The 18220-nt window shown below is 68.4% G+C and carries 15 protein-coding genes; 6 read left to right on the top strand and 9 right to left on the bottom strand.

From position 1 onward, the window contains the following. Positions 1-111 precede the first annotated feature (111 nt). On the bottom strand, positions 112-2760 hold the full coding sequence (gene ppdK / locus ACZK5N_RS11315) for a pyruvate, phosphate dikinase (RefSeq protein ID WP_459018556.1): 2649 nt from the start codon (positions 2758-2760) through the stop codon (positions 112-114). A 112-nt stretch (positions 2761-2872) separates the two neighbouring features. Further along, entirely contained in the window at positions 2873-3760 is an 888-nt protein-coding gene (locus tag ACZK5N_RS11310) for a pyruvate, water dikinase regulatory protein (RefSeq protein ID WP_459018555.1), read from the bottom strand. A gap of 129 nt (positions 3761-3889) precedes the next feature. Here ACZK5N_RS11310 and ACZK5N_RS11305 point away from each other — a divergent pair, with 129 nt between their 5' ends. The 3 genes from ACZK5N_RS11305 (at position 3890) to ACZK5N_RS11295 (ending at position 7587) form a co-directional block, all read left to right on the top strand. Then, a complete protein-coding gene (locus ACZK5N_RS11305; RefSeq protein WP_459018554.1) occupies positions 3890-4288 on the top strand; it encodes an SRPBCC family protein in 399 nt (132 codons plus the stop codon). A gap of 268 nt (positions 4289-4556) precedes the next feature. Next, entirely contained in the window at positions 4557-7085 is a 2529-nt protein-coding gene (locus ACZK5N_RS11300) for a sodium-translocating pyrophosphatase (protein ID WP_459020457.1), read from the top strand. A 103-nt stretch (positions 7086-7188) separates the two neighbouring features. Further along, on the top strand, positions 7189-7587 hold the full coding sequence (locus ACZK5N_RS11295; RefSeq protein ID WP_459018553.1) for a VOC family protein: 399 nt from the start codon (positions 7189-7191) through the stop codon (positions 7585-7587). Positions 7588-7681: 94 nt separating this feature from the next. On the opposite strand, the gene ACZK5N_RS11290 is transcribed toward ACZK5N_RS11295, so the two are convergent. After that, positions 7682-8053, bottom strand: a complete 372-nt coding sequence (locus tag ACZK5N_RS11290) for an FKBP-type peptidyl-prolyl cis-trans isomerase (protein ID WP_459020456.1) — start codon at positions 8051-8053, stop codon at positions 7682-7684. Positions 8054-8116: 63 nt separating this feature from the next. On the opposite strand from ACZK5N_RS11290, the gene ACZK5N_RS11285 reads away from it, so the two are divergent. Together ACZK5N_RS11285 and ACZK5N_RS11280 are read left to right on the top strand one after the other, a co-directional pair. Continuing rightward, complete coding sequence (locus ACZK5N_RS11285) at positions 8117-9244, top strand: lipid II:glycine glycyltransferase FemX (protein ID WP_459018552.1); 1128 nt, start codon at positions 8117-8119, stop codon at positions 9242-9244. A gap of 2 nt (positions 9245-9246) precedes the next feature. Continuing rightward, entirely contained in the window at positions 9247-10272 is a 1026-nt protein-coding gene (locus tag ACZK5N_RS11280; protein ID WP_459018551.1) for an alanine racemase, read from the top strand. Here ACZK5N_RS11280 and ACZK5N_RS11275 read toward each other — a convergent pair. The 6 genes from ACZK5N_RS11275 to ACZK5N_RS11250 form a co-directional block, all read right to left on the bottom strand. Continuing rightward, a complete protein-coding gene (locus ACZK5N_RS11275; protein ID WP_459018550.1) occupies positions 10269-11630 on the bottom strand; it encodes a glycosyltransferase family protein in 1362 nt (453 codons plus the stop codon). The genes ACZK5N_RS11280 and ACZK5N_RS11275 overlap by 4 nt on opposite strands. Positions 11631-11676: 46 nt before the next feature. Further along, positions 11677-13962 (bottom strand): transglycosylase domain-containing protein, encoded by a 2286-nt coding sequence (locus tag ACZK5N_RS11270; RefSeq protein ID WP_459018549.1) that lies wholly within the window; start codon positions 13960-13962, stop codon positions 11677-11679. A gap of 89 nt (positions 13963-14051) precedes the next feature. Beyond that, a complete protein-coding gene (locus ACZK5N_RS11265) occupies positions 14052-14459 on the bottom strand; it encodes a hypothetical protein (protein ID WP_459018548.1) in 408 nt (135 codons plus the stop codon). A gap of 99 nt (positions 14460-14558) precedes the next feature. Further along, positions 14559-15005, bottom strand: coding sequence for a hypothetical protein (locus ACZK5N_RS11260; protein ID WP_459018547.1), 447 nt, complete (start codon positions 15003-15005; stop codon positions 14559-14561). A 226-nt stretch (positions 15006-15231) separates the two neighbouring features. Further along, the gene (locus tag ACZK5N_RS11255; RefSeq protein ID WP_463624958.1) at positions 15232-16104 is read right to left on the bottom strand and encodes a mechanosensitive ion channel family protein; all 873 of its coding nucleotides are present in this window, start codon (positions 16102-16104) and stop codon (positions 15232-15234) included. Between the two features lie 63 nt (positions 16105-16167). Further along, positions 16168-16611, bottom strand: a complete 444-nt coding sequence (locus tag ACZK5N_RS11250; RefSeq protein ID WP_463624957.1) for a CHRD domain-containing protein — start codon at positions 16609-16611, stop codon at positions 16168-16170. Positions 16612-16735: 124 nt separating this feature from the next. On the opposite strand from ACZK5N_RS11250, the gene ACZK5N_RS11245 reads away from it, so the two are divergent. Beyond that, positions 16736-18214, top strand: coding sequence for a CCA tRNA nucleotidyltransferase (locus ACZK5N_RS11245; RefSeq protein WP_463624956.1), 1479 nt, complete (start codon positions 16736-16738; stop codon positions 18212-18214). Positions 18215-18220 lie beyond the last annotated feature (6 nt).

The following is an 18220-nucleotide window of genomic DNA, read 5'->3' as shown; positions in this document are numbered from 1 at the left end:
GTTGGGAACCCACGGCCCCATCGCCTCCACCTGGTCGAGCCGTGCACGCTCTTGGCCGGGGCACAGAGAGAGGGGCCGCAACGCTCACGTCACGGCCCCCTCTTCACTGCATCAGCGCTGCTTCAGTACCGCCTTCGCCGCTGCGAAACGGGCGATCGGAACCCGGAACGGCGAGCAGCTCACGTAGTCCAGGCCCACCGAGTTGAAGAACTCGATGGAGTCCGGATCCCCGCCGTGCTCACCACAGACGCCCGTCTTGAGCGTCGGCTTGACCGAGCGACCCCGCTCCACGCCCATCTGCACCAGCTGCCCCACGCCCTCGACGTCGATCGTCTCGAAGGGGTTGCGCTCCAGCACGCGCTCCATCACGTAGGTGGTGAGGAAGCCGTTCTCGGCGTCGTCGCGGGAGATGCCGATGGCCGTCTGGGTCAGGTCGTTGGTACCGAAGGAGAAGAAGTCCGCGAACTCGGCGATCTTGTCCGCCACCAGCGCGGCGCGCGGCAGCTCGATCATGGTGCCGACGGTGTAGTCCAACTCGCGGCCGGCCTTGGCCAACTCGTCCTCGACAGCCGCCACGACGATGCCGCGCTGGGTCTGCAACTCCTGGGTCAGGGCCACGAGCGGGATCATGATCTCGACCCCCACCGTCTCACCCTCGCGGTCCAGGACGGCGAGCGCGGCCCGGACGATGGCGCGGGCCTGCATGTCCGGGATCTCCGGGTACAGCATCGCCAGGCGGCAGCCGCGGGTGCCCAGCATGGGGTTCACCTCGTTGAGCCTCTTCACCTGCGCCAGCGTGGCCCTGGCCTCACCCAGCCTCTCCTCGTCGCCGCCCTCGAACTCGAGGCGCTGCACCAGCAGAGACTGTTCGACGAGGTTGGGGAGGAACTCGTGCAGCGGCGGGTCCAGCAGCCGCACCGTGACCGGCAGGCCCTTCATGGCGGTGAAGATGCCCTCGAAATCCGCCTGTTGCATGGGGAGAATCTCCGCCAGCGCAGCGGAGCGCTGCTCGGGGCCCTCGGCCAGGATCATCTTGCGCACCGCCGGGAGGCGGTCCTGCGCCATGAACATGTGCTCCGTGCGGCACAGGCCGATGCCCTCGGCGCCCAACTCGCGGGCCTTCGTCGCATCCTCGAAGTTGTCCGCGTTGGCGCGCACGCCCAGCCGCCGCACCTCGTCGGCCCATTCCACCACGCGGGAGAAGTCCTCGTTGATCTGCGGCGGGATGAGCTCCAGCCCCTCGCCGTAGACGAGGCCCTCGGTGCCGTCGAGGGTGATGACGTCGCCCTCCCGGATGACCTTGTCGCCGATGGTCAGTGTCTTGCCGGCCGTGTCGATCCGGATGCCCTGCGCACCGGCCACGCACGGCTTGCCCATGCCGCGTGCCACGACAGCCGCGTGCGACGTCATGCCGCCGTGGGCGGTGAGGATGCCCTGGCACACGATGACGCCGTGGATGTCGTCCGGGGTGGTCTCGAAGCGGACGAGGACCACGGGCTCGCCGCGACCCCCGCGCTCCGCGGCCGTGTCCGCATCGAAGACGACCTCGCCGACGGCGGCACCGGGCGAGGCCGGCAGACCCTGCGCGATGGGGGTCTTGCCGTGCTGCGGGTCGATGGCGGGGTGCAGCAGCTGATCGAGCTGGCTGGGCTCGATGCGCATCAGCGCCTCCTCGTGCGTGAGGAGGCCCTCGTCCACCAGGTCCGAGGCCACCTTCAACGCCGCTGCGGCGGTGCGCTTCCCGTTGCGGGTCTGCAGGAGGTAGAGCTTGCCGTTCTCGACGGTGAACTCCATGTCCTGCATGTCCTTGTAGTGCTGCTCCATCTTGTGCATGGTCGCGATGAGCTCGTCGTACGCCTCGGGCAGCACCTCCCTCATCTCCTCGAGCGGCCGCGGGGTGCGGATACCGGCGACGACGTCCTCACCCTGGGCGTTGACGAGGAACTCGCCGTAGAGCGACTTCTCACCCGTCGACGGGTTGCGCGTGAAGCAGACGCCGGTGGCGGAGGTGTCTCCGCGGTTGCCGAAGACCATCTGCATGATGTTGACGGCGGTGCCGAGATCGGCCGGAATGTTGTGGGCGCGGCGGTACACCTCGGCGCGCGGGTTGAGCCAGGACTTGAACACCGCGTTGATCGCGCGGTTGAGCTGCTCGACGGGGTCCGAGGTCCATTCGCCGCCCAGGTGGTCGTTGGAGATGTCCTTGAAGGACTGCACGAGCTCCTTGAGGTCCTCAGCGGTCAGGTCCGTGTCCTGCTCCACGCCCCGCTTGTGCTTGAGTGCCGACAGCGCGTCCTCGTAGGCGTGCCCGGGGACGTCCTCGACCACCTCGCCGTACATCTGGATGAAGCGCCGGTAGCAGTCCCACGCGAAGCGCTCGTTGCCGGATTCCTCAGCGACGGCCGTGACCGACTCGTCGGAGATGCCGAGGTTGAGGATGGTGTCCATCATTCCCGGCATGGAGTGCACGGCCCCGGAGCGCACGGAGACCAGCAACGGCTTCTCGCGCCCGCCGAGCTTGCGTCCCGTGCGCTCCTCGAGGCGGGCCAGCCCGGCCGCGATCTGGTCCGCGAGGCCCTCGGGCCATTCGCCGCCCAGCTTGGTGGTCTCGACGCACGCCGTCGTGGTGACAGTGAACGCGTCGGGCACGGGTACGCCCACGCGGTTCATCTCTGCGACGCCGGCGCCCTTACCGCCGAGAAGGTTACGCATGGTGGCGTCGCCCTCCGACAGGTCATAGATGTAACGATCCTCGCTCATACTGGGGGAATCTCCTTTGACAACCCTGGGGACCTCGATGTCCCCATCCGTCGCCCAGCCTAGACCCGACGCCCACCTCAGGCGGGCTAGGGGTGAAGTTCCGCCAGGAGGGTCATGGAGACCAGTGGCTGCCGGTGCGGATCACTCCCGGGGGGCGACGCAGACGCGCGCCAAGCGTCTTCGCCCGGTCGTCCACCATCTCGATGATCCGTGACGCCGCCTCCTCGATCGCAACCCCCGTCGTGTCGATGATCGGGCACCCGAGCCTGCGTTGGGTCCTGCCGATCTCGTCGAGTTCGTCGTAGATCTTCGCCAGGTCGGCGTAGCCGTCCTTCGTGCCGAATCCGCCCATGCCGCGGACGCGCTGCCCGCGGATCATCAGCAGCCGCTCGGCGTTCATCGTCAAGCCGACGATGCGCCAGCGGTCCAGCTCCCAGAGATCTTTCGGCGGCTCGATCCCCGGTACCAGCGGCACGTTGACGGCCTTGTAGCCGAGGTAACCGAGGTAGATCGACAGGGGGGTCTTGCCGGAGCGCGACGGGCCGACGAGGCAGATGTCGCACTCGCGCAGCGCGGCTGGGAGGGCCCCGTCGTCCATCCGGACCGCGAAGTCGATGGCCGCCATCCGCACGAAGTACTCCGCCTCGACGCCCACGGCGCGCATCGCCACCTGATCGGCCTCGAGGCCGGTGACCTTCTCCAGCGCGTGCATGGCCTCGGTCATGAGGTCCGCGAACGGGATGTCTGCGTCACGGCAATAGTTCTTCACCAGTTCGGCGCTCTCCTCACTGACGAGCGTGAAGAAGACCACGGCGGGTGCGGCGCTGTCGCGGACGGCCTCCAGGGCGCGCATGAGCGCGGCCGGCGAGGTGATCCTGCGGTGGCGCACGATGGAGAACTCACGGCTCGGGAACTGCGTGATCGCGGCTCGGGCGATACGCGCTGCGGTCTCCCCCGTCGAGTCGGCGAGGATGTGGATTTCCAGCGGCTCTGCTGACATGCTCCACACTTTAGGGGCAGGCCGTATCCGGTGTTTCTCGCCATCCCCCTGTCGGCGCCTCGCGGGCGGTACTACGCTTGGTCGAACCAGGGCACCGCAGTTGTTGCCCGGTTGAGCAGGAGGTGCGTCATGGACACCATGGAGGAAACCACCGAGCCAAGAAGCGTGAAGGTGACCCGGGTGGTCGCCCGTCCGCTGGAGAGCGTGTGGGCTGTCCTCATGAAACCCCACGGAGCAGAGGCGCTCCTGGGCGCCGGAGGACAACTCGGAAACAAGGGTGAGGACTGGCGAGCAGCGGACGGCACCTACGGGGTCACGCGCAGCTTCCACCCCAAGGAGCAGATCAGATTCTCGTGGCATGCCAGCGACGGGGCACCGCGCACCGTCGTCGACCTCCACATGCGCCCGAGCGGAGACCAGACCGAACTGGAGTTGATCCACGATCACCTCCCTGAGGACGTGGACGCCGACGCTCTGGAGCATCGGTGGGAGTCCGCACTGGAGCGGATCGAGGGCGCTGCCTCGTGACGCGGACACTGGCCCGGGAGTGATCCCGGGCCAGTGTCGTGTTGAGGGACGGCGCACGCCCGGACGCGCCCGACGACGGGGAAATGTACTAACTAACCCCGCCTCATTGTCATTACTACCGGGCGTAGGATGTTCGCGACGGCATGGACGCCGTGACCTGTTTCGAAGGACATGAGATGGACATGGAAGCTCAAGCAACCACAAGGAAGACATCGTGACGACTCCCTCGCTCGCCACCCGACCAGCCACCGGAAGGCCGCGCGGTGTCGTGCGTGCCGCCTTGTACGGCGTGTTCGGGTTCCTGGCTCTGACCCTGTCCGCGTGTGCCGGTGAGCCCGCCGAGACGGGCTCCCACACTTCTGAGTTCGACCTGCCGCTGCCGGATCTGCACGCGGTGACCTTCTTCGGCGGCGCCATCAGCGGCTGGTGGCTCCTGATGGTCGGCATGCTGATCTGCGTGGCCGGGTTCGTGTTCGGCATCTTCAGCTACCTGAAGCTGAAGAACCTCCCCGTGCACGCATCCATGCGCGACGTGTCCGAGCTGATCTACGCCACCTGCAAGGCCTACCTGGTACAGCAGGGCAAGTTCCTGATGTTGCTGTTCGCGTTCATCGGCACCGTGATCTTCGTCTACTTCGGCTTCCTCAACACCACCGGCGGCTGGGGCCGTGTGGTGATCGTGCTCGGGTTCGCGATCATCGGCATGGCGGGCTCCTACGCCATCGCCTGGTACGGCATCCGGCTCAACACGTTCGCCAACTCGCGGACCTCCTTCGCCGCCCTCGAGGGCAAGCCGTTCAAGGTCTACGACATCCCGATGCGCTCCGGTATGAGCGTGGGCATGGTGCTGATCTCCACCGAACTGATCATGATGCTGGCCATCCTCATGTTCGTGCCCGGCGACATCGCCACCGCCTGCTTCCTCGGCTTCGCCATCGGCGAGTCCCTGGGCGCCTCCGCGCTGCGTATCGCCGGCGGCATCTTCACCAAGATCGCCGACATCGGCTCGGACCTGATGAAGATCGTGTTCAAGATCGGCGAGGACGACCCGCGTAACCCCGGCACGATCGCCGACTGCGTCGGCGACAACGCGGGAGACTCCGTGGGCCCGTCGGCCGACGGCTTCGAGACCTACGGCGTCACCGGGGTCGCGCTGATCACCTTCATCCTGCTGGGTGTCCAGTCGGACCTGCAGGCCCACTTCCTGATCTGGATCTTCTTCATCCGCGCCATCATGCTGGTGGCCTCCGCGCTGTCCTACTTCGGCAACGCCATGTGGGCCAAGTCCAAGTTCGGCAACGCCGACCACATGGAGTTCGAGACCCCGCTGACCTCACTGGTATGGGTCACCTCGATCGTCTCTATTGTCCTGACATTCATCATGTCGGCCATCCTGATCCCCGACGTCGGCGGCGACACCACCCTGTGGTGGAAGCTGTCCCTGATCATCTCCTTCGGCACCCTGGCCGGCGCCGTGATCCCCGAGCTGGTCAAGGTCTTCACCGGCGTCCGCGCCAAGCACGTCCAGGAAGTCGTCAAGTCCGCCAAGGAGGGCGGCGCCTCCCTCGACATCCTCTCCGGACTCGTCGCCGGCAACTTCTCCGCCTATTGGCTCGGCAGCGCGATCGTGGCCCTGATGGCCGGCGCCTACGGCGTCTCCACCCTGATCACGCCCGGCTCCATGGTCGACGGCGTGGTCACGGGCGGCGTCATGCTCGTCCCCGGCGTGTTCGCCCTCGGCCTGGTGGCCTTCGGGTTCCTCGGCATGGGCCCGGTCACCATCGCCGTGGACTCCTACGGCCCCGTCACCGACAACGCCCAGAGCGTCTACGAACTGTCCCAGATCGAATCCGTGCCCGGCATCCGTGAGGAACTCGAGCGCGACTTCGGCATCACACCCAACTTCGAACGGGCCAAGTACCTCCTCGAAGCCAACGACGGCGCCGGCAACACCTTCAAGGCCACCGCCAAGCCCGTCCTGATCGGCACCGCGGCCGTCGGCGCCACCACCATGATCTTCTCCATCATCATGGGGCTCACCTCCGGCCTGACCACCAACGTCGAGAACCTGTCCCTGCTCCACGTGCCGTTCCTGCTCGGCCTGATCACCGGCGGCGCGATCATCTACTGGTTCACCGGCGCCTCCATGCAGGCCGTCACCACCGGAGCGTTCCGCGCCGTCGAGTTCATCAAGGCCAACATCGACCTCGAAGGCACCACCAAGGCCTCCGTCGAAACCTCCCGCAAGGTCGTCGAGATCTGCACCCAGTACGCCCAGAAGGGCATGTTCAACATCTTCCTGGGCATCTTCTTCGCCACCCTCGCGTTCGCGTTCGTCGAGCCGTACTTCTTCATCGGCTACCTGATCTCGATCGCCATCTTCGGGCTCTACCAGGCCATCTTCATGGCCAACGCCGGCGGCGCCTGGGACAACGCCAAGAAGATCGTCGAAGTCGACCTTCAGGCCAAGGGCACCGAACTCCACGACGCCAGCATCGTGGGCGACACCGTCGGCGACCCCTTCAAGGACACCTCCTCCGTGGCGCTGAACCCGGTGATCAAGTTCACCACCCTGTTCGGCATGCTCGCCATCGAACTGTCCATCATCATCGGCAACCCGCTGGTCAACGGCATCCTCGCCGTCACCTTCGGCCTCGCCAGCGCCTACATGGTGTGGCGCTCCTTCTACCAGATGCGCATCGACGCCCCCATGCTCACCTCCGCCGACTTCGCCTACCTCAAGGAAGACGCGGCAGCATCAAGGGCCGAGACCGCAGAGAAGGTCACCATCGCCTGATCACACGCTCACCACGACGAGGGCCGGGGGCAGTTGCTGCCTCTGGCCCTCGCCGCGTCCCGGTGTAAGACTGGGATGAGGAGCCCCACGAAAGGTGCAGAAGATGAGCAGCGTCGTCCATTTCGAAATCCACGCCGAGGACGTGCAACGGGCCGTCGACTTCTATGTGGCCGCCTTCGGGTGGAAGACAGAGGATTGGACCGCATTCACCGGCTCGCCCTACATCGGGGTCACCACCCACGATGAGGGCGCGCCAGGCATCCACGGAGCCATCATGCAGCGCGAAGGCGCCAACCCCGAGCAGGGAAGCGCGGTGGTGGGCGCGGTGATCACCATCCAGGTGGACGACTTCGATGTCACCGCGGACCGGATCGAGGCGGCGGGCGGCACCGTCGCGATGCCGAAGTTCCCGCTGACGGGCATGGCCTGGCAGGGGTACTACATGGACACCGAGGGCAACGTGTTCGGCATTCACCAGCCCGACGAGAACGCCGGCAAGTAGACCCCCCGGCTCCTGTGTGGCCCCTCTTGTCCGGGGAGCCGCTGTCAGGTGCGAGGGTCGGGGTGCGCTGAAAGCTCGGGTTCGGGGCTGTCGATCAGTTGAGGGCGACGAGGTCGCAGACGAAGACCAGCGTCTCTCCGGGAGCGATGACGCCGCCGGCGCCGCGGTCGCCGTAGGCGAGGTGCGACGGGATCACCAGCTGGCGGCGACCGCCCACCTTCATGCCCTGGATGCCCTGGTCCCAACCCTGGATGACGCGCCCCGCGCCCAACGGAAACGACAACGGCGCGCCGCGACCCCAGGAGGAGTCGAACTCCTCGCCGGAGCTGAACGCGACACCGACGTAGTGCACGTGGGCGAGATCGCCGGCTTTGGCCTCAGCGCCGTCGCCCTCCACGATCTCGGTGATCTCAAGGTCCTCGGGGGCCTCGCCACCGGGGAAGTCGACTTCGGGCTTCTCGTTCATGTTCGTCATGCCGCCGAGCCTAGCGACCTGCGCCTCCCGCAGGCCAGAAGGTAGCCTGAGCAGGTGAGCATCACCTGTCGACCCATCTCCGCCGAGCAGCATCTGGCGTTCATCGAGCAGCGCGGGGCCGCGTCGTTCCTGCAGACCCCCGCCTGGGCGACGGTGAAGCCGGAGTGGCGTGGGGAGTCGGTGGGCTTCTTCTCCGACGGCACCCTCACCGGCGCCGCGCTCATCCTCTACCGGCAGCTGCCCAGGCTCAAGCGCTACCTGGCCTATCTACCCGAGGGCCCGGTGCTCGACTGGTCCCGTGCGGACGTCGCGGATCACCTGGCCGCCCTCGTCGCCCACGCCAGACGCAGCAGGGCGTTCGCCGTGCGCATCGGCCCCGCCGTGGTGCACCGGCGGTGGAAGGCGGACACCATCAAGTCCGCCATCGCCGACGAAGCCGTCACCCGGCTCTCGGACGTCACCCCGGATGAGACCACCCTCGTCGGCACCCGCGTGATCAACACGCTCATCCACGCTGGGTGGCACACCGACGAATCGGGCCACGGCTTCGCGGCCGGCCAGCCCATGTTCAACTTCCAGCTTCCGTTGCGCCACGACGACGGCACGCAGAAGACTGACGACGAGCTGCTCAAGGGCATGAACCAGCTGTGGCGGCGCAACATCAAGAAGGCGGACAAGGAGGGGGTCGAAGTGCGCCGAGGCGGCCGCGGCGACCTCGCAGCCTTCCACCGCATCTACCTCGAGACCGCCCAGCGCGACGGCTTCACCGGGCGCTCGCTGTCCTATTTCCAGACCATGTGGGACGCCCTCAACGCCGAGGACGCCGACCGCATGCGCGTGTACCTCGCCGAACACGACGGGGATCTGGTGGCGGGCACCACCTTCGTCCGTGTCGGTGAGCACGCCTGGTACTCCTACGGCGCCTCCACCAACGCCAAGCGGGAGGTCCGTGGCTCCAACGCGGTGCAGTGGCGGATGATCCGCGACGCCAGCGCCGCCGGCTGCGCCGTCTACGACCTGCGCGGCATCGTCGAAGGTGTCGGCGCCGACGACCCGGAGATCGGGCTGATCCAGTTCAAGGTGGGCACGGGCGGGGAAGCGGTGGCGTACCTCGGGGAATGGGACTTCCCCATCAACAAGCCCCTGTACTGGGCGTTCGACCTCTACCTGAAGAAGCGCTGACGATGCCCCTGACCCTCACGATCGATCGCCAGCTCTGGCACGCCCATCACCGCGGGCTCCTCGACGACGCGCCCGGCCTGGTCCCGGTGGCGAAGGGCAACGGGTACGGGTTCGGTCTGAGGCTGCTCGCCGCCGAGTCTGCGCGGCTCGGCGTGAAGACCATCGCGGTCGGCATCGCCCAGGAGGTCCCCGCCGTGCGCGACGGGGGCTTCACCGGAGACGTCGTGGTCCTCAACCCCTGGCGCCCGTTCGACGATGCCGCGACCGCCCTGCTCGACGATCCCGGCGTCATCACGACCGTGTCGCGCGCGGAGGACCTCCGGGCGCTGGCCGCCTCGCATCCGCGCACCCGGGTGATCGTCGAGATCGAGACCTCGATGCACCGGCACGGCCTGGCTCCCGGCGAGCTCACGGAGCGTGATCTGGGTGCCATGACGTTCGAGGGGTGGGCCATCCATCTCCCTGCCCAGGGATCGCTCGACGAGGCCAGGCGTCTCGCCGGAGCTGCCCTTGCGGTGCGCCGTGCGCCGGTATGGGTGTCGCACCTGAGCGTGACGGACTACCGAGTCCTCCGCACCGCCCTCGGCGTCCGGACCCACCTGCGGGTGGGCACTCGGCTCTGGCTGGGTGAGAAGCGCGCCTACCGCACCACCGCCACAGTGCTCGACGTACACCGCATCAGGGCGGGCGCGACGCTCGGCTACCACGGGGTCAAGGCCCCCAGGGACGGCTGGCTCGTGATCGTCTCCGGCGGCACGGCCCACGGCGTCGCGATGACGGCACCCACACCGCAGCGCTCGCTCCGCCAGCGGGGGGTCACGGTGGCGCAAGGCCTGCTCGACGCAGTGGGCAGGACCCTGTCGCCCTTCTCGATCGCCGGCCGGAAGCGCGCCTTCGCCGAGCCGCCGCACATGCATTCGTCGATGGTCTTCGTGCCTGGAGCCGACGCGCCCGCCAGGATCGGCGACGAGGTGCCGGTCACCACCCGCATGACCACGGTGACCGTCGACGAGACGCATCTGGTCTAGCCGACGGCGTGCGCGGGGCGTGGCTGAAGCTCGCCGGCGTTGAGCTCGCCCCCGAGCGGGTCCGGTTCGTCGGGCGTGCGGAGTGGATCGCGGCCAGGCTCGACGATGTCCGCCAAGGACGCCGCCAGCACCCACGCCTCCACGGCGGCACGCGCCACGATGGCCCCCCAGTACACGCCGTAGGGGCCGAACTGGCTGGTGGTGAGGCTGCCCGCCAGCCAGCCCCAGATGGCGAGGCAGTGCACGACGTGGGCGACGGTCACTGCGATCAGTTCGGGACGCAGCGGCCGCGACACCACCACGGCGAACAGCACCCACAACGACGTCTGCGGCGGGAACGACGGCCCGAGGACAGTGGTGGTCAGGATCATCACCGCCACAAGCGATCCGACGCGGGGCCGCTTCCGCGTCACGTACAGGTACGCCACCAGGATTCCGAGGGCCAGCACGAGGATGATGAATCCGAGGGATCCGGCGTGCCGCAGCGGCCGTCCCAGCAGTGACAGGAGGTAAAAGAGCGAACCGTAGCCGGCCTCCTTGTGGACCTCCCGGTGGTAGAAGCCGTACACCGCGCCGGCATTCGTCAGCAGGAGAGGCAGGTGCACCACGGCGAAGGTGACGGCCGCCGGGGCTGCGAACCTCACCGCGGGCCACACCCCACCCCGGAGCCCGGCCGCGACGGTCACGGCCAGCACCACGGCCAGCGGCATCGTCCCGGCGGACGCGGCGAGACCGAGCGCGATGCCGGCCTCCATCGCGCGTCCCCGCGCGTACTGCGCCAGGCCCACCGCCGTGATGGCCAGTGGCAGCAGGTCCCAGCTGATCAACCCCGAGGCGAGCACGATGGGCGAGGCCGCCACCAGCATCACGTCCCAGGACGCGAATCGGCCGTCGGCCCGCCGCCCCAGGGCCGCCGTCGCCAGGATCAGCACCATGAAGCAGACGAAGAGACCGACGGCCGTGACGCCGAAGAACGCGACACTCGCGTCCACCTGATCCTGCATCTCCGCGCCAGGCGCCCCGGCGCCTGCGATGAACGTGGCAAGGCGGGACGCGAGCAGGACGGCCACCGCCGCCAGCGGGGCGAACATCAGGGCGTCGGCAGAGAAGGGGGTGCCGCCCAGTCCGTAGCCCTGGCCGAGGAAGGTGGCCTGGATGTCGGAGTAGCAGAGCAACGCGTAGCTGTTGGCCTGGGCCGTGGCGTCGGTCTGCACGCAGGGCGTGTGCCGGAGGAACAGGACGAGGTAGAGGACGGTGCCCGCCCCGAGCGCCCACGGCAGCGGCGTGAACCAAGCCCCGCGGCTCGCGGCGTGGCGACCCATCGGCCCGCCGAGGCCGGGCACCAGAGCGTTCGTCACGCCCGTCACTCTAGCCCCGCCCTCAGCCGTCGGACGGCCTCGGCAGCTAGGCGGTCGCGGTCGCCGTCGGCGTGGGGCGGCTCTGTCCGGGCGGGATCTCGACGCCGGCGCCGGCCCCGGCTGACCCGGCAGTCTCGCTCACGCTGGGGTCCGGCTCGGGGGGACCTGGCTCCTTGCTGGGCTTCGGATCCGGGGTGGGTTCCGGCGACGGCTCCTGGGTCGGTTCCTCGGTCGGCGGCTCGGTGGTGGGCTCCTCCGACGGGGCCTCGGTGGTGGGTTCCTCGGACGGCTCCTCCGACGGGGTGGGCGACGGTGTCTCCGAGGGAGTGGGCGACGGGCTATGGCTCCGGGTCGCCGTGGGGGACGCGCTCTCGGAGCCCGTCGTCGCCCGGATCTCGCGGGGCTCGTCGAACTCCTCCACCGGCATGCCCTCGCTGGCCTGCGCCATGTATTCCACCCACGTCATGAGCGGGTAGCTGGACCCGAAGAAGGTGCGGTCCTGGGGGCGCTTGTACTCCTCCAGATCTTCACTGCCCGAGTCACCCGCCACGTACATGACGGCGGTGGAGATCTGCCGGGTGTAGCCGACGAACCACGCCGAGGTGATGGTGTCCTCGACGCCGTTGGTGCCGGTCTTGCCCGCGACGGGGCGGCCGAGCTCGGCGGCGCGGCGCCCGGTGCCCTCCTTGACGACGGACGTCAGCGCGTCGGTCACGTTGGCCGCGATATTCCGGTCGATGGTCCGCTCGCCTTCTTGTTGCGCCTCGTAGAGCACCGCGCCGCCGCGGCCCTCCACCTTGGCCACGACGTGCGGCGTGTTGCGGGTGCCGCCGTTGGCCAGCGTCGCGTAGGCGTTGGCCATGTTGAGCGGGCTCACCTCCGCCGCGCCCAGCGCGATGCGGTTGTTGGCGTCCCAGCCGCGGCTCGAGGGGGCGCCCGCGTCGTTCGCGGCGGTGATGACCTGGTTGGCGCCGTCGGGGATCTGCTCGGTCATGTCCACGAAGGCGGTGTTGATCGACTCCGCCGTCGCCTGCCGCAGGGTCACGGGTCCGTACTGGTTGCTGAACTCGTTGCGGATGGTCTGGGTGTCGCCGCGGGGGGTGAAGGTGTCGCCGTTGAACAGCGACTTGAGGGAGAACCCGTTGCGCAGCCCGGCGATCGTGGCGAACGTCTTGAACGTCGACGCCGCGGGGCGGTCCGTCGTCGCCCAGTTGCGGGAACTCTGCACGTAATCGGGGCCGCCGTACATCGAGAGCACTGCCCCGGTGGCGGTGTCCACGGAACTGATCGCCACGTGCAGCTTCGACGGATCCGGGTCACCCTCAGCGTCCTCGGCCGCCTGCGCCGTGTACTTCTGCGCGGTGGCGACGGCCGCGGTCTGCATCGCCTGGTTGAGCGTGGTGGTGACCTTCAACCCGCCGCCCTGGATCTCGGCCTCGGTGAACCCCTGCGCCAGGAGCTCGTCCTCGACGCTCTTGATGAGGAAGCCCTTGGGGCCGCCGTAGCGGTCGTTGACCGGCACATCCGGGAACACCGGCAACTGAGGGCGCGCCGCGGCGTGTTCGGCCTGGGAGATGGCGCCCATGTCGAGCATGCCGTCGAGGACGTACTGGTACCGGCCGAGGAGGCGGTCCAGCTTCTCCTGACCACCCGACGGGTTGAACCCCGCCGGGTTGTTCAGGATCGCGGCCAGCGCCGCCGTCTCGTCGACCGTCAGGTCCTTGGCGTCCTTGAGGAAGAACGACTTAGCCGCCGCCTGGATGCCGTAGGCACCGCGGCCGAAGTAGATGGTGTTGAGGTAACCCTCGAGGATCTCCTCCTTGGGCAGTTCGCGGCCCATCTTGATGGCCAGGAAGAGTTCCTTGACCTTGCGGGAGAGCCGCTGCCCGGAGTCCAGGTAGAGGATCTTGATGTACTGCTGCGTGATGGTGGAGCCACCCTGAAGCTCTCCACCGGTGGCGATCGACGCCACGCTGCGGGCAATGCCGGTGGCCGAGAAGCCCGGGTCTTCCCAGAAGGAACGGTTCTCCGCAGCGACGACGGCGTCCTTCATCAGCTGGGGCATCTCGGCGTAGTCCAGCGTGACGCGGTTCTGCACCGCCAGCGAGCCGAGCTGCGTCGTGCCGTCGTCGTAGTAGAGGAAGGTGGTGTTGGTCTGGAAGTCCGCGTTGGGGTCCGGTAGATCCGTGCTGGAGTAGAGGTAGGCGAAGGCACCGAGCCCGCTCAGTCCGGCGATGATGAACAGCACGAGGGCACCGAGACCGATGCGCTTCCACACCGTCCGTGCCGTCGACTTCTTCGCAGCTGCGCGCCTCGCGTTCGTCTGAGCCATAGAGGTCCTCTACCCGTCTTCCCTTGACACCACTTCCGTTCAAGGGTAAATGGCGCGCGGCGGAGCACCAAAGAACAGCACCTGCGGGCTCAGTACGGATTGAACATGACGTAGACGATCACGTACACCCAGGCACCGATCACCGCCGCCCCGATCAGCAGCCCTACCCACGTCGGCCAACGGCGATCGCCCCGCTTGAGAGCCATGGCCGCAGTGACCGCGGCAGCTATGCCGGTGGCCGTGCCCACCAGGTAGAGGCCCTGTGAGTCGAACTGCCCCGACGCTGCCTCGGCCTCAGCTTCGGATGCGAACTCGGGGGCGAAGGCATAGCCGGCTGCCGCCAGCAGCAGCGTCAGGACGCCGAGCGCGAACGACGCCCAGCCCAGGCCGGTGCTCGCGCCCGGTGCCGAGGCCCCCCTGGCGGCGCGCAGGATCAGGACGACGACGAGCGCCGCCACCGCAAGACCGACGAGCACCGAGACGATCATCTGGGTCATGACGCACCACCTCTCTTCGGTCGGCGCGCACCTGCACGCCGAGACATTGGGAGACACCGTCCGGCCACTCCACGTGGGCCGACCGCGCCGCCACTCAGGTCAGGCAGCGACCGGGGCGTCGTGCCTGCGGCGGGAGCCGAGGAGGCCCGCCAGCACCGGGCCCGCGAACACGGCCACCAGGTAGGCCCACGTGCCGAGCAGACCGAACACCGGAACCATGCCGTTGCCCAGGCTCAACAGGAACTGGCTGAGGCCGACGACAGCCACCCACACGGCCCCCCGCCGCAGTCCGTCGGACACTGCACGGGTCTTCAGCAGCATGGCCACAAGGAAGCTGAGGACGATCATGCCGGCCGCGGCGAGCCAGAACATCGCGTTGATCTGGTCCAGCAACGCCGCGGGGATGGTCCCGTCCTCAGGTGCACTCTCGTAAGGCATCGGGAGCCCCAGCAGGGGCCCGGCCAGGCTGGCCGCGAACTGGAGAAATTGGCCCGCGATCGCCAGACCCAATCCGGCGGCGACGTCAACGAAAACCCGCTTGATCATGGGGTCCTCCGACCACAAGTAGTACTTCAACGGTACTCCGAACCCGTGCCTCGGGCGTCGAATCGGAGCACGAATCCTCGCGCACGAAAGCACGCAGTTCTCACATACGGAGGGCTCATGCGGGGCCCATCATGAACGTGCACGGCGAGTCGTGCACGGAGGAGCGGGAGCGCGAGGGTCGGGGAGCGCGAAGGTCGGGGAGCGCGAGGGTCGAGGAGCGCGAGGGTCAGGGGGCGGGGCGGTTGAGGCCGGGGAGGATGGGGCCCCGGATCCCTTCGGCCGCCAGCGCCCGCTGGGCTCGCGCGCGCGCCTCGCGCATCGGGCCCCACTGCTGGTCCGGGCCGGTCTTGAGGAGGATCTTCAGCACCATCGTGCCCTCGTTCATCGACTCGACGCCGAGCACCATCGGGTTCTCCAGCAGCACCTGCGACCACTCGGGCTCCTCGCCCATGGTCCCGACGGCGCTGCGCAGCACCTGCTGCACCCGTTCGGCGTCCTCGTCGATGGCCACCGGCACCTCCACCGTCGCCGTCGAGTAGCCCTGGGAGACGTTTCCCAGCGTCAGCACCTCGCCGTTGCGGACGTACCAGACCGTGCCCGACGGGTCCCGCAACTTGGTCACCCGCAGGGTCACCTCCTGCACCGTGCCGCGCAGATCCCCGACCTGGATCAGGTCCCCGACGCCGAACTGGTCCTCGGCGAGCATGAAGATGCCGGACAGGTAGTCCTTGACCAGGGACTGGGCCCCGAACCCGAGGGCCACGCCCCCGACGCCGGCGGAGGCCAGCAGGGGGGCCATGGGCACCCCGAACGTGGCAAGAACGGTGAGAGTCACCACGACGATCAGCACCACGTCCACCACGCTGCGCAGCAGGGACCCGAGCGTGGCCACCCGTTGCCGTTGCCGCTCATCGCCCAGGCCGCCCGCCCTGGTGAGGATCGCGCGTGCCTTGGCGCCGAGGTCGTCGTTGCGGTCCTGGGGCTTGCTCGCCAAAGCCGCCACCACACGCTTGATCACGTGCCTCAGCACGGCGCGAAGCACCAGCGCCACGACGATCACGATGCCGCTCAGCAGCAGCTTCTCCCACACATCAGCCATGGCGCCATCATTACACCGCCCGTCGGAGCGGTTGGGGACGCGCCGGCGAGCTGGGTCGGACGGTCAGCCGAGCTGCGCCCGTATCTCGCCCGACGGGATCGCTGAAGAGTGCACGTTGACGTAATACTGCTCAGGCGTGCGACGGATCGACTTGATCAGGGCCTTGTCGACGTCGACGCAGGCGTCGGTCACGAATGCGGTCTCCCCCATCTCGACCGTCAGGGGGATCACGATGCCGCCGTTCGACCCGGCCGGCGCAGCGTGAACGTGGGCGCCGGTGACCCCCGCCGACAGATCCGCGACCGCGAGGTTGTAGCACAGGCGCTGGCCCTTGAGTTGGTAGGTGAAGTGGCCGGTGGCGGGGCTCGCGTTCGGAGGAAATTCGTTGGCGCCGGCGAGGTGCACCGTGGTTCCCGGCGCGGCCTGCGCGGCGGCGGGGGCTCCGACGAGGAGCGCGGCGGAGAAGCCGATCACGGCGAGCGTCCGGAGGCGGCGATGAATGGACATGTGTTTCCTTTCGACGACCCTCCGTCCACGGTAGGCGGCGGCGGTCACGCCGGGAAGGTCGCGCTCCGGGCACCACCCACAGCGCGCTCAGCAGGCTCAGTGGTTTAGGAGCGTGACGCGAGTAATGCGCCGGGACCCGCACGACGTAGACTCGTTCCCCGTGCCGAGCCTCACCCAAGCGCAGACCAACGCGATGCATGAACTACTGCGCATCGCGCCCGTCATCGACGACCTGGGCAGCCTGTTCCGGACCGAGGGGCACCAGCTGTACCTGGTGGGCGGGTCCGTCCGCGACGCGTTGCTCGGCTCGCTCGGGCACGACCTGGACTTCACCACCTCCGCCAGCCCGGATCAGACGCACGAGCTGCTCAAGCGCTTCACGCACTCCACGTGGGACATCGGCAAGGAATTCGGCACCATCGGCGCGCTCAAGCGGGCCGAGGAGCAGGACTGGCAGATCGAGGTCACCACGTTCCGCGCCGACATCTACCGCAGCGAGTCGCGCAAGCCCGAGGTGTCGTTCGGCGACACGATCGACGGCGACCTCCTCCGCCGAGACTTCACCGTCAACGCCATGGCGGTGGACATCTCCACGCGCTCCTTCGTCGACCCGTACGGCGGCCTCGCAGACCTGGCCGACGGGCTGTTGCGCACACCGTCGACGCCCGAGCACTCGTTCTCCGACGACCCGCTGCGGATGATGCGGGCCGCCAGGTTCGCGTCGCGGCTCGGGTTCCGGGTGGCGCCCGAGGTGGTGCAGGCCATGACGGACATGGCCGAGCGGATCACCATCGTGTCCGCCGAGCGCGTCCAGGGTGAACTCACGGGGCTGTTGTTGACCGACAACCCCCGGGTGGGCCTGGACCTCCTGGTGAGGACCGGCATCGCGGAGCACATCCTGCCCGAGCTGCCGGCGCTGCAGCTGGAGGTGGACGAACACGCCCGCCACAAGGATGTCTACCAGCACTCGCTGACCGTGGTGGATCAGGCCATCGAACTGGAGAAGGCCCGGGGGCACGAGCCGGACATCGTCAACCGCCTCGCCGCGCTGCTGCACGACATCGGCAAGCCCGCCACGCGGAAGTTCGAGGGCCCCAAGGTCACGTTCCACCACCACGACATCGTCGGCGCCAAGCTGGCCACGCGAAGGCTCAAGGCCCTCAACTACCCCACGCACGTGGTGAAGTCGGTGGCCAAGCTGATCGAGCTGCACCTGCGCTTCCACGGTTACTCCGACGGCGAGTGGACCGACGCGGCGGTGCGCCGCTACGTCCGCGACGCCGGTGACGAGTTGGAACTCCTGCACATGCTGACCCGCGCGGACTGCACCACCCGCAACCGGCAGCGTGCGACGAAGCTTCGCCGCGCCTACGAGGAGCTGGAATGGCGCATCGACGAGTTGAGCGCGCAGGAGGAGCTCGCCTCCCTGCGGCCGCACCTGGACGGGACGCAGATCATGGAGATTCTCGCCATCCCGCCGGGCCGTGCCGTCGGGGAGGCGTACGCCTTCCTGTTGGAGCACCGCACCGAGCACGGCCCCGTCCCCCACGACGAGGCCGTGGCGCTGTTGACGCGGTGGTGGGCCGATCGCGCCGGGCGGTGACCCCGG

This window comes from Tessaracoccus pujii (assembly GCF_055326215.1).
This window is presented reverse-complemented; position numbering and strand designations above follow the sequence as displayed.

What these genes read in the sequence shown, in the direction of transcription:
- ppdK (WP_459018556.1), bottom strand. Translation starts at nt 2,760, where the DNA reads ATGAGCGAGGATCGTTACATCTATGACCTGTCGGAGGGCGACGCCACC.
- ACZK5N_RS11310 (WP_459018555.1), bottom strand. Translation starts at nt 3,760, where the DNA reads ATGTCAGCAGAGCCGCTGGAAATCCACATCCTCGCCGACTCGACGGGG.
- ACZK5N_RS11305 (WP_459018554.1), top strand. Translation starts at nt 3,890, where the DNA reads ATGGACACCATGGAGGAAACCACCGAGCCAAGAAGCGTGAAGGTGACC.
- ACZK5N_RS11295 (WP_459018553.1), top strand. Translation starts at nt 7,189, where the DNA reads ATGAGCAGCGTCGTCCATTTCGAAATCCACGCCGAGGACGTGCAACGG.
- ACZK5N_RS11290 (WP_459020456.1), bottom strand. Translation starts at nt 8,053, where the DNA reads ATGAACGAGAAGCCCGAAGTCGACTTCCCCGGTGGCGAGGCCCCCGAG.
- ACZK5N_RS11280 (WP_459018551.1), top strand. Translation starts at nt 9,247, where the DNA reads ATGCCCCTGACCCTCACGATCGATCGCCAGCTCTGGCACGCCCATCAC.
- ACZK5N_RS11270 (WP_459018549.1), bottom strand. Translation starts at nt 13,962, where the DNA reads ATGGCTCAGACGAACGCGAGGCGCGCAGCTGCGAAGAAGTCGACGGCA.
- ACZK5N_RS11265 (WP_459018548.1), bottom strand. Translation starts at nt 14,459, where the DNA reads ATGACCCAGATGATCGTCTCGGTGCTCGTCGGTCTTGCGGTGGCGGCG.
- ACZK5N_RS11260 (WP_459018547.1), bottom strand. Translation starts at nt 15,005, where the DNA reads ATGATCAAGCGGGTTTTCGTTGACGTCGCCGCCGGATTGGGTCTGGCG.
- ACZK5N_RS11255 (WP_463624958.1), bottom strand. Translation starts at nt 16,104, where the DNA reads ATGGCTGATGTGTGGGAGAAGCTGCTGCTGAGCGGCATCGTGATCGTC.
- ACZK5N_RS11250 (WP_463624957.1), bottom strand. Translation starts at nt 16,611, where the DNA reads ATGTCCATTCATCGCCGCCTCCGGACGCTCGCCGTGATCGGCTTCTCC.
- ACZK5N_RS11245 (WP_463624956.1), top strand. Translation starts at nt 16,736, where the DNA reads ATGCGCCGGGACCCGCACGACGTAGACTCGTTCCCCGTGCCGAGCCTC.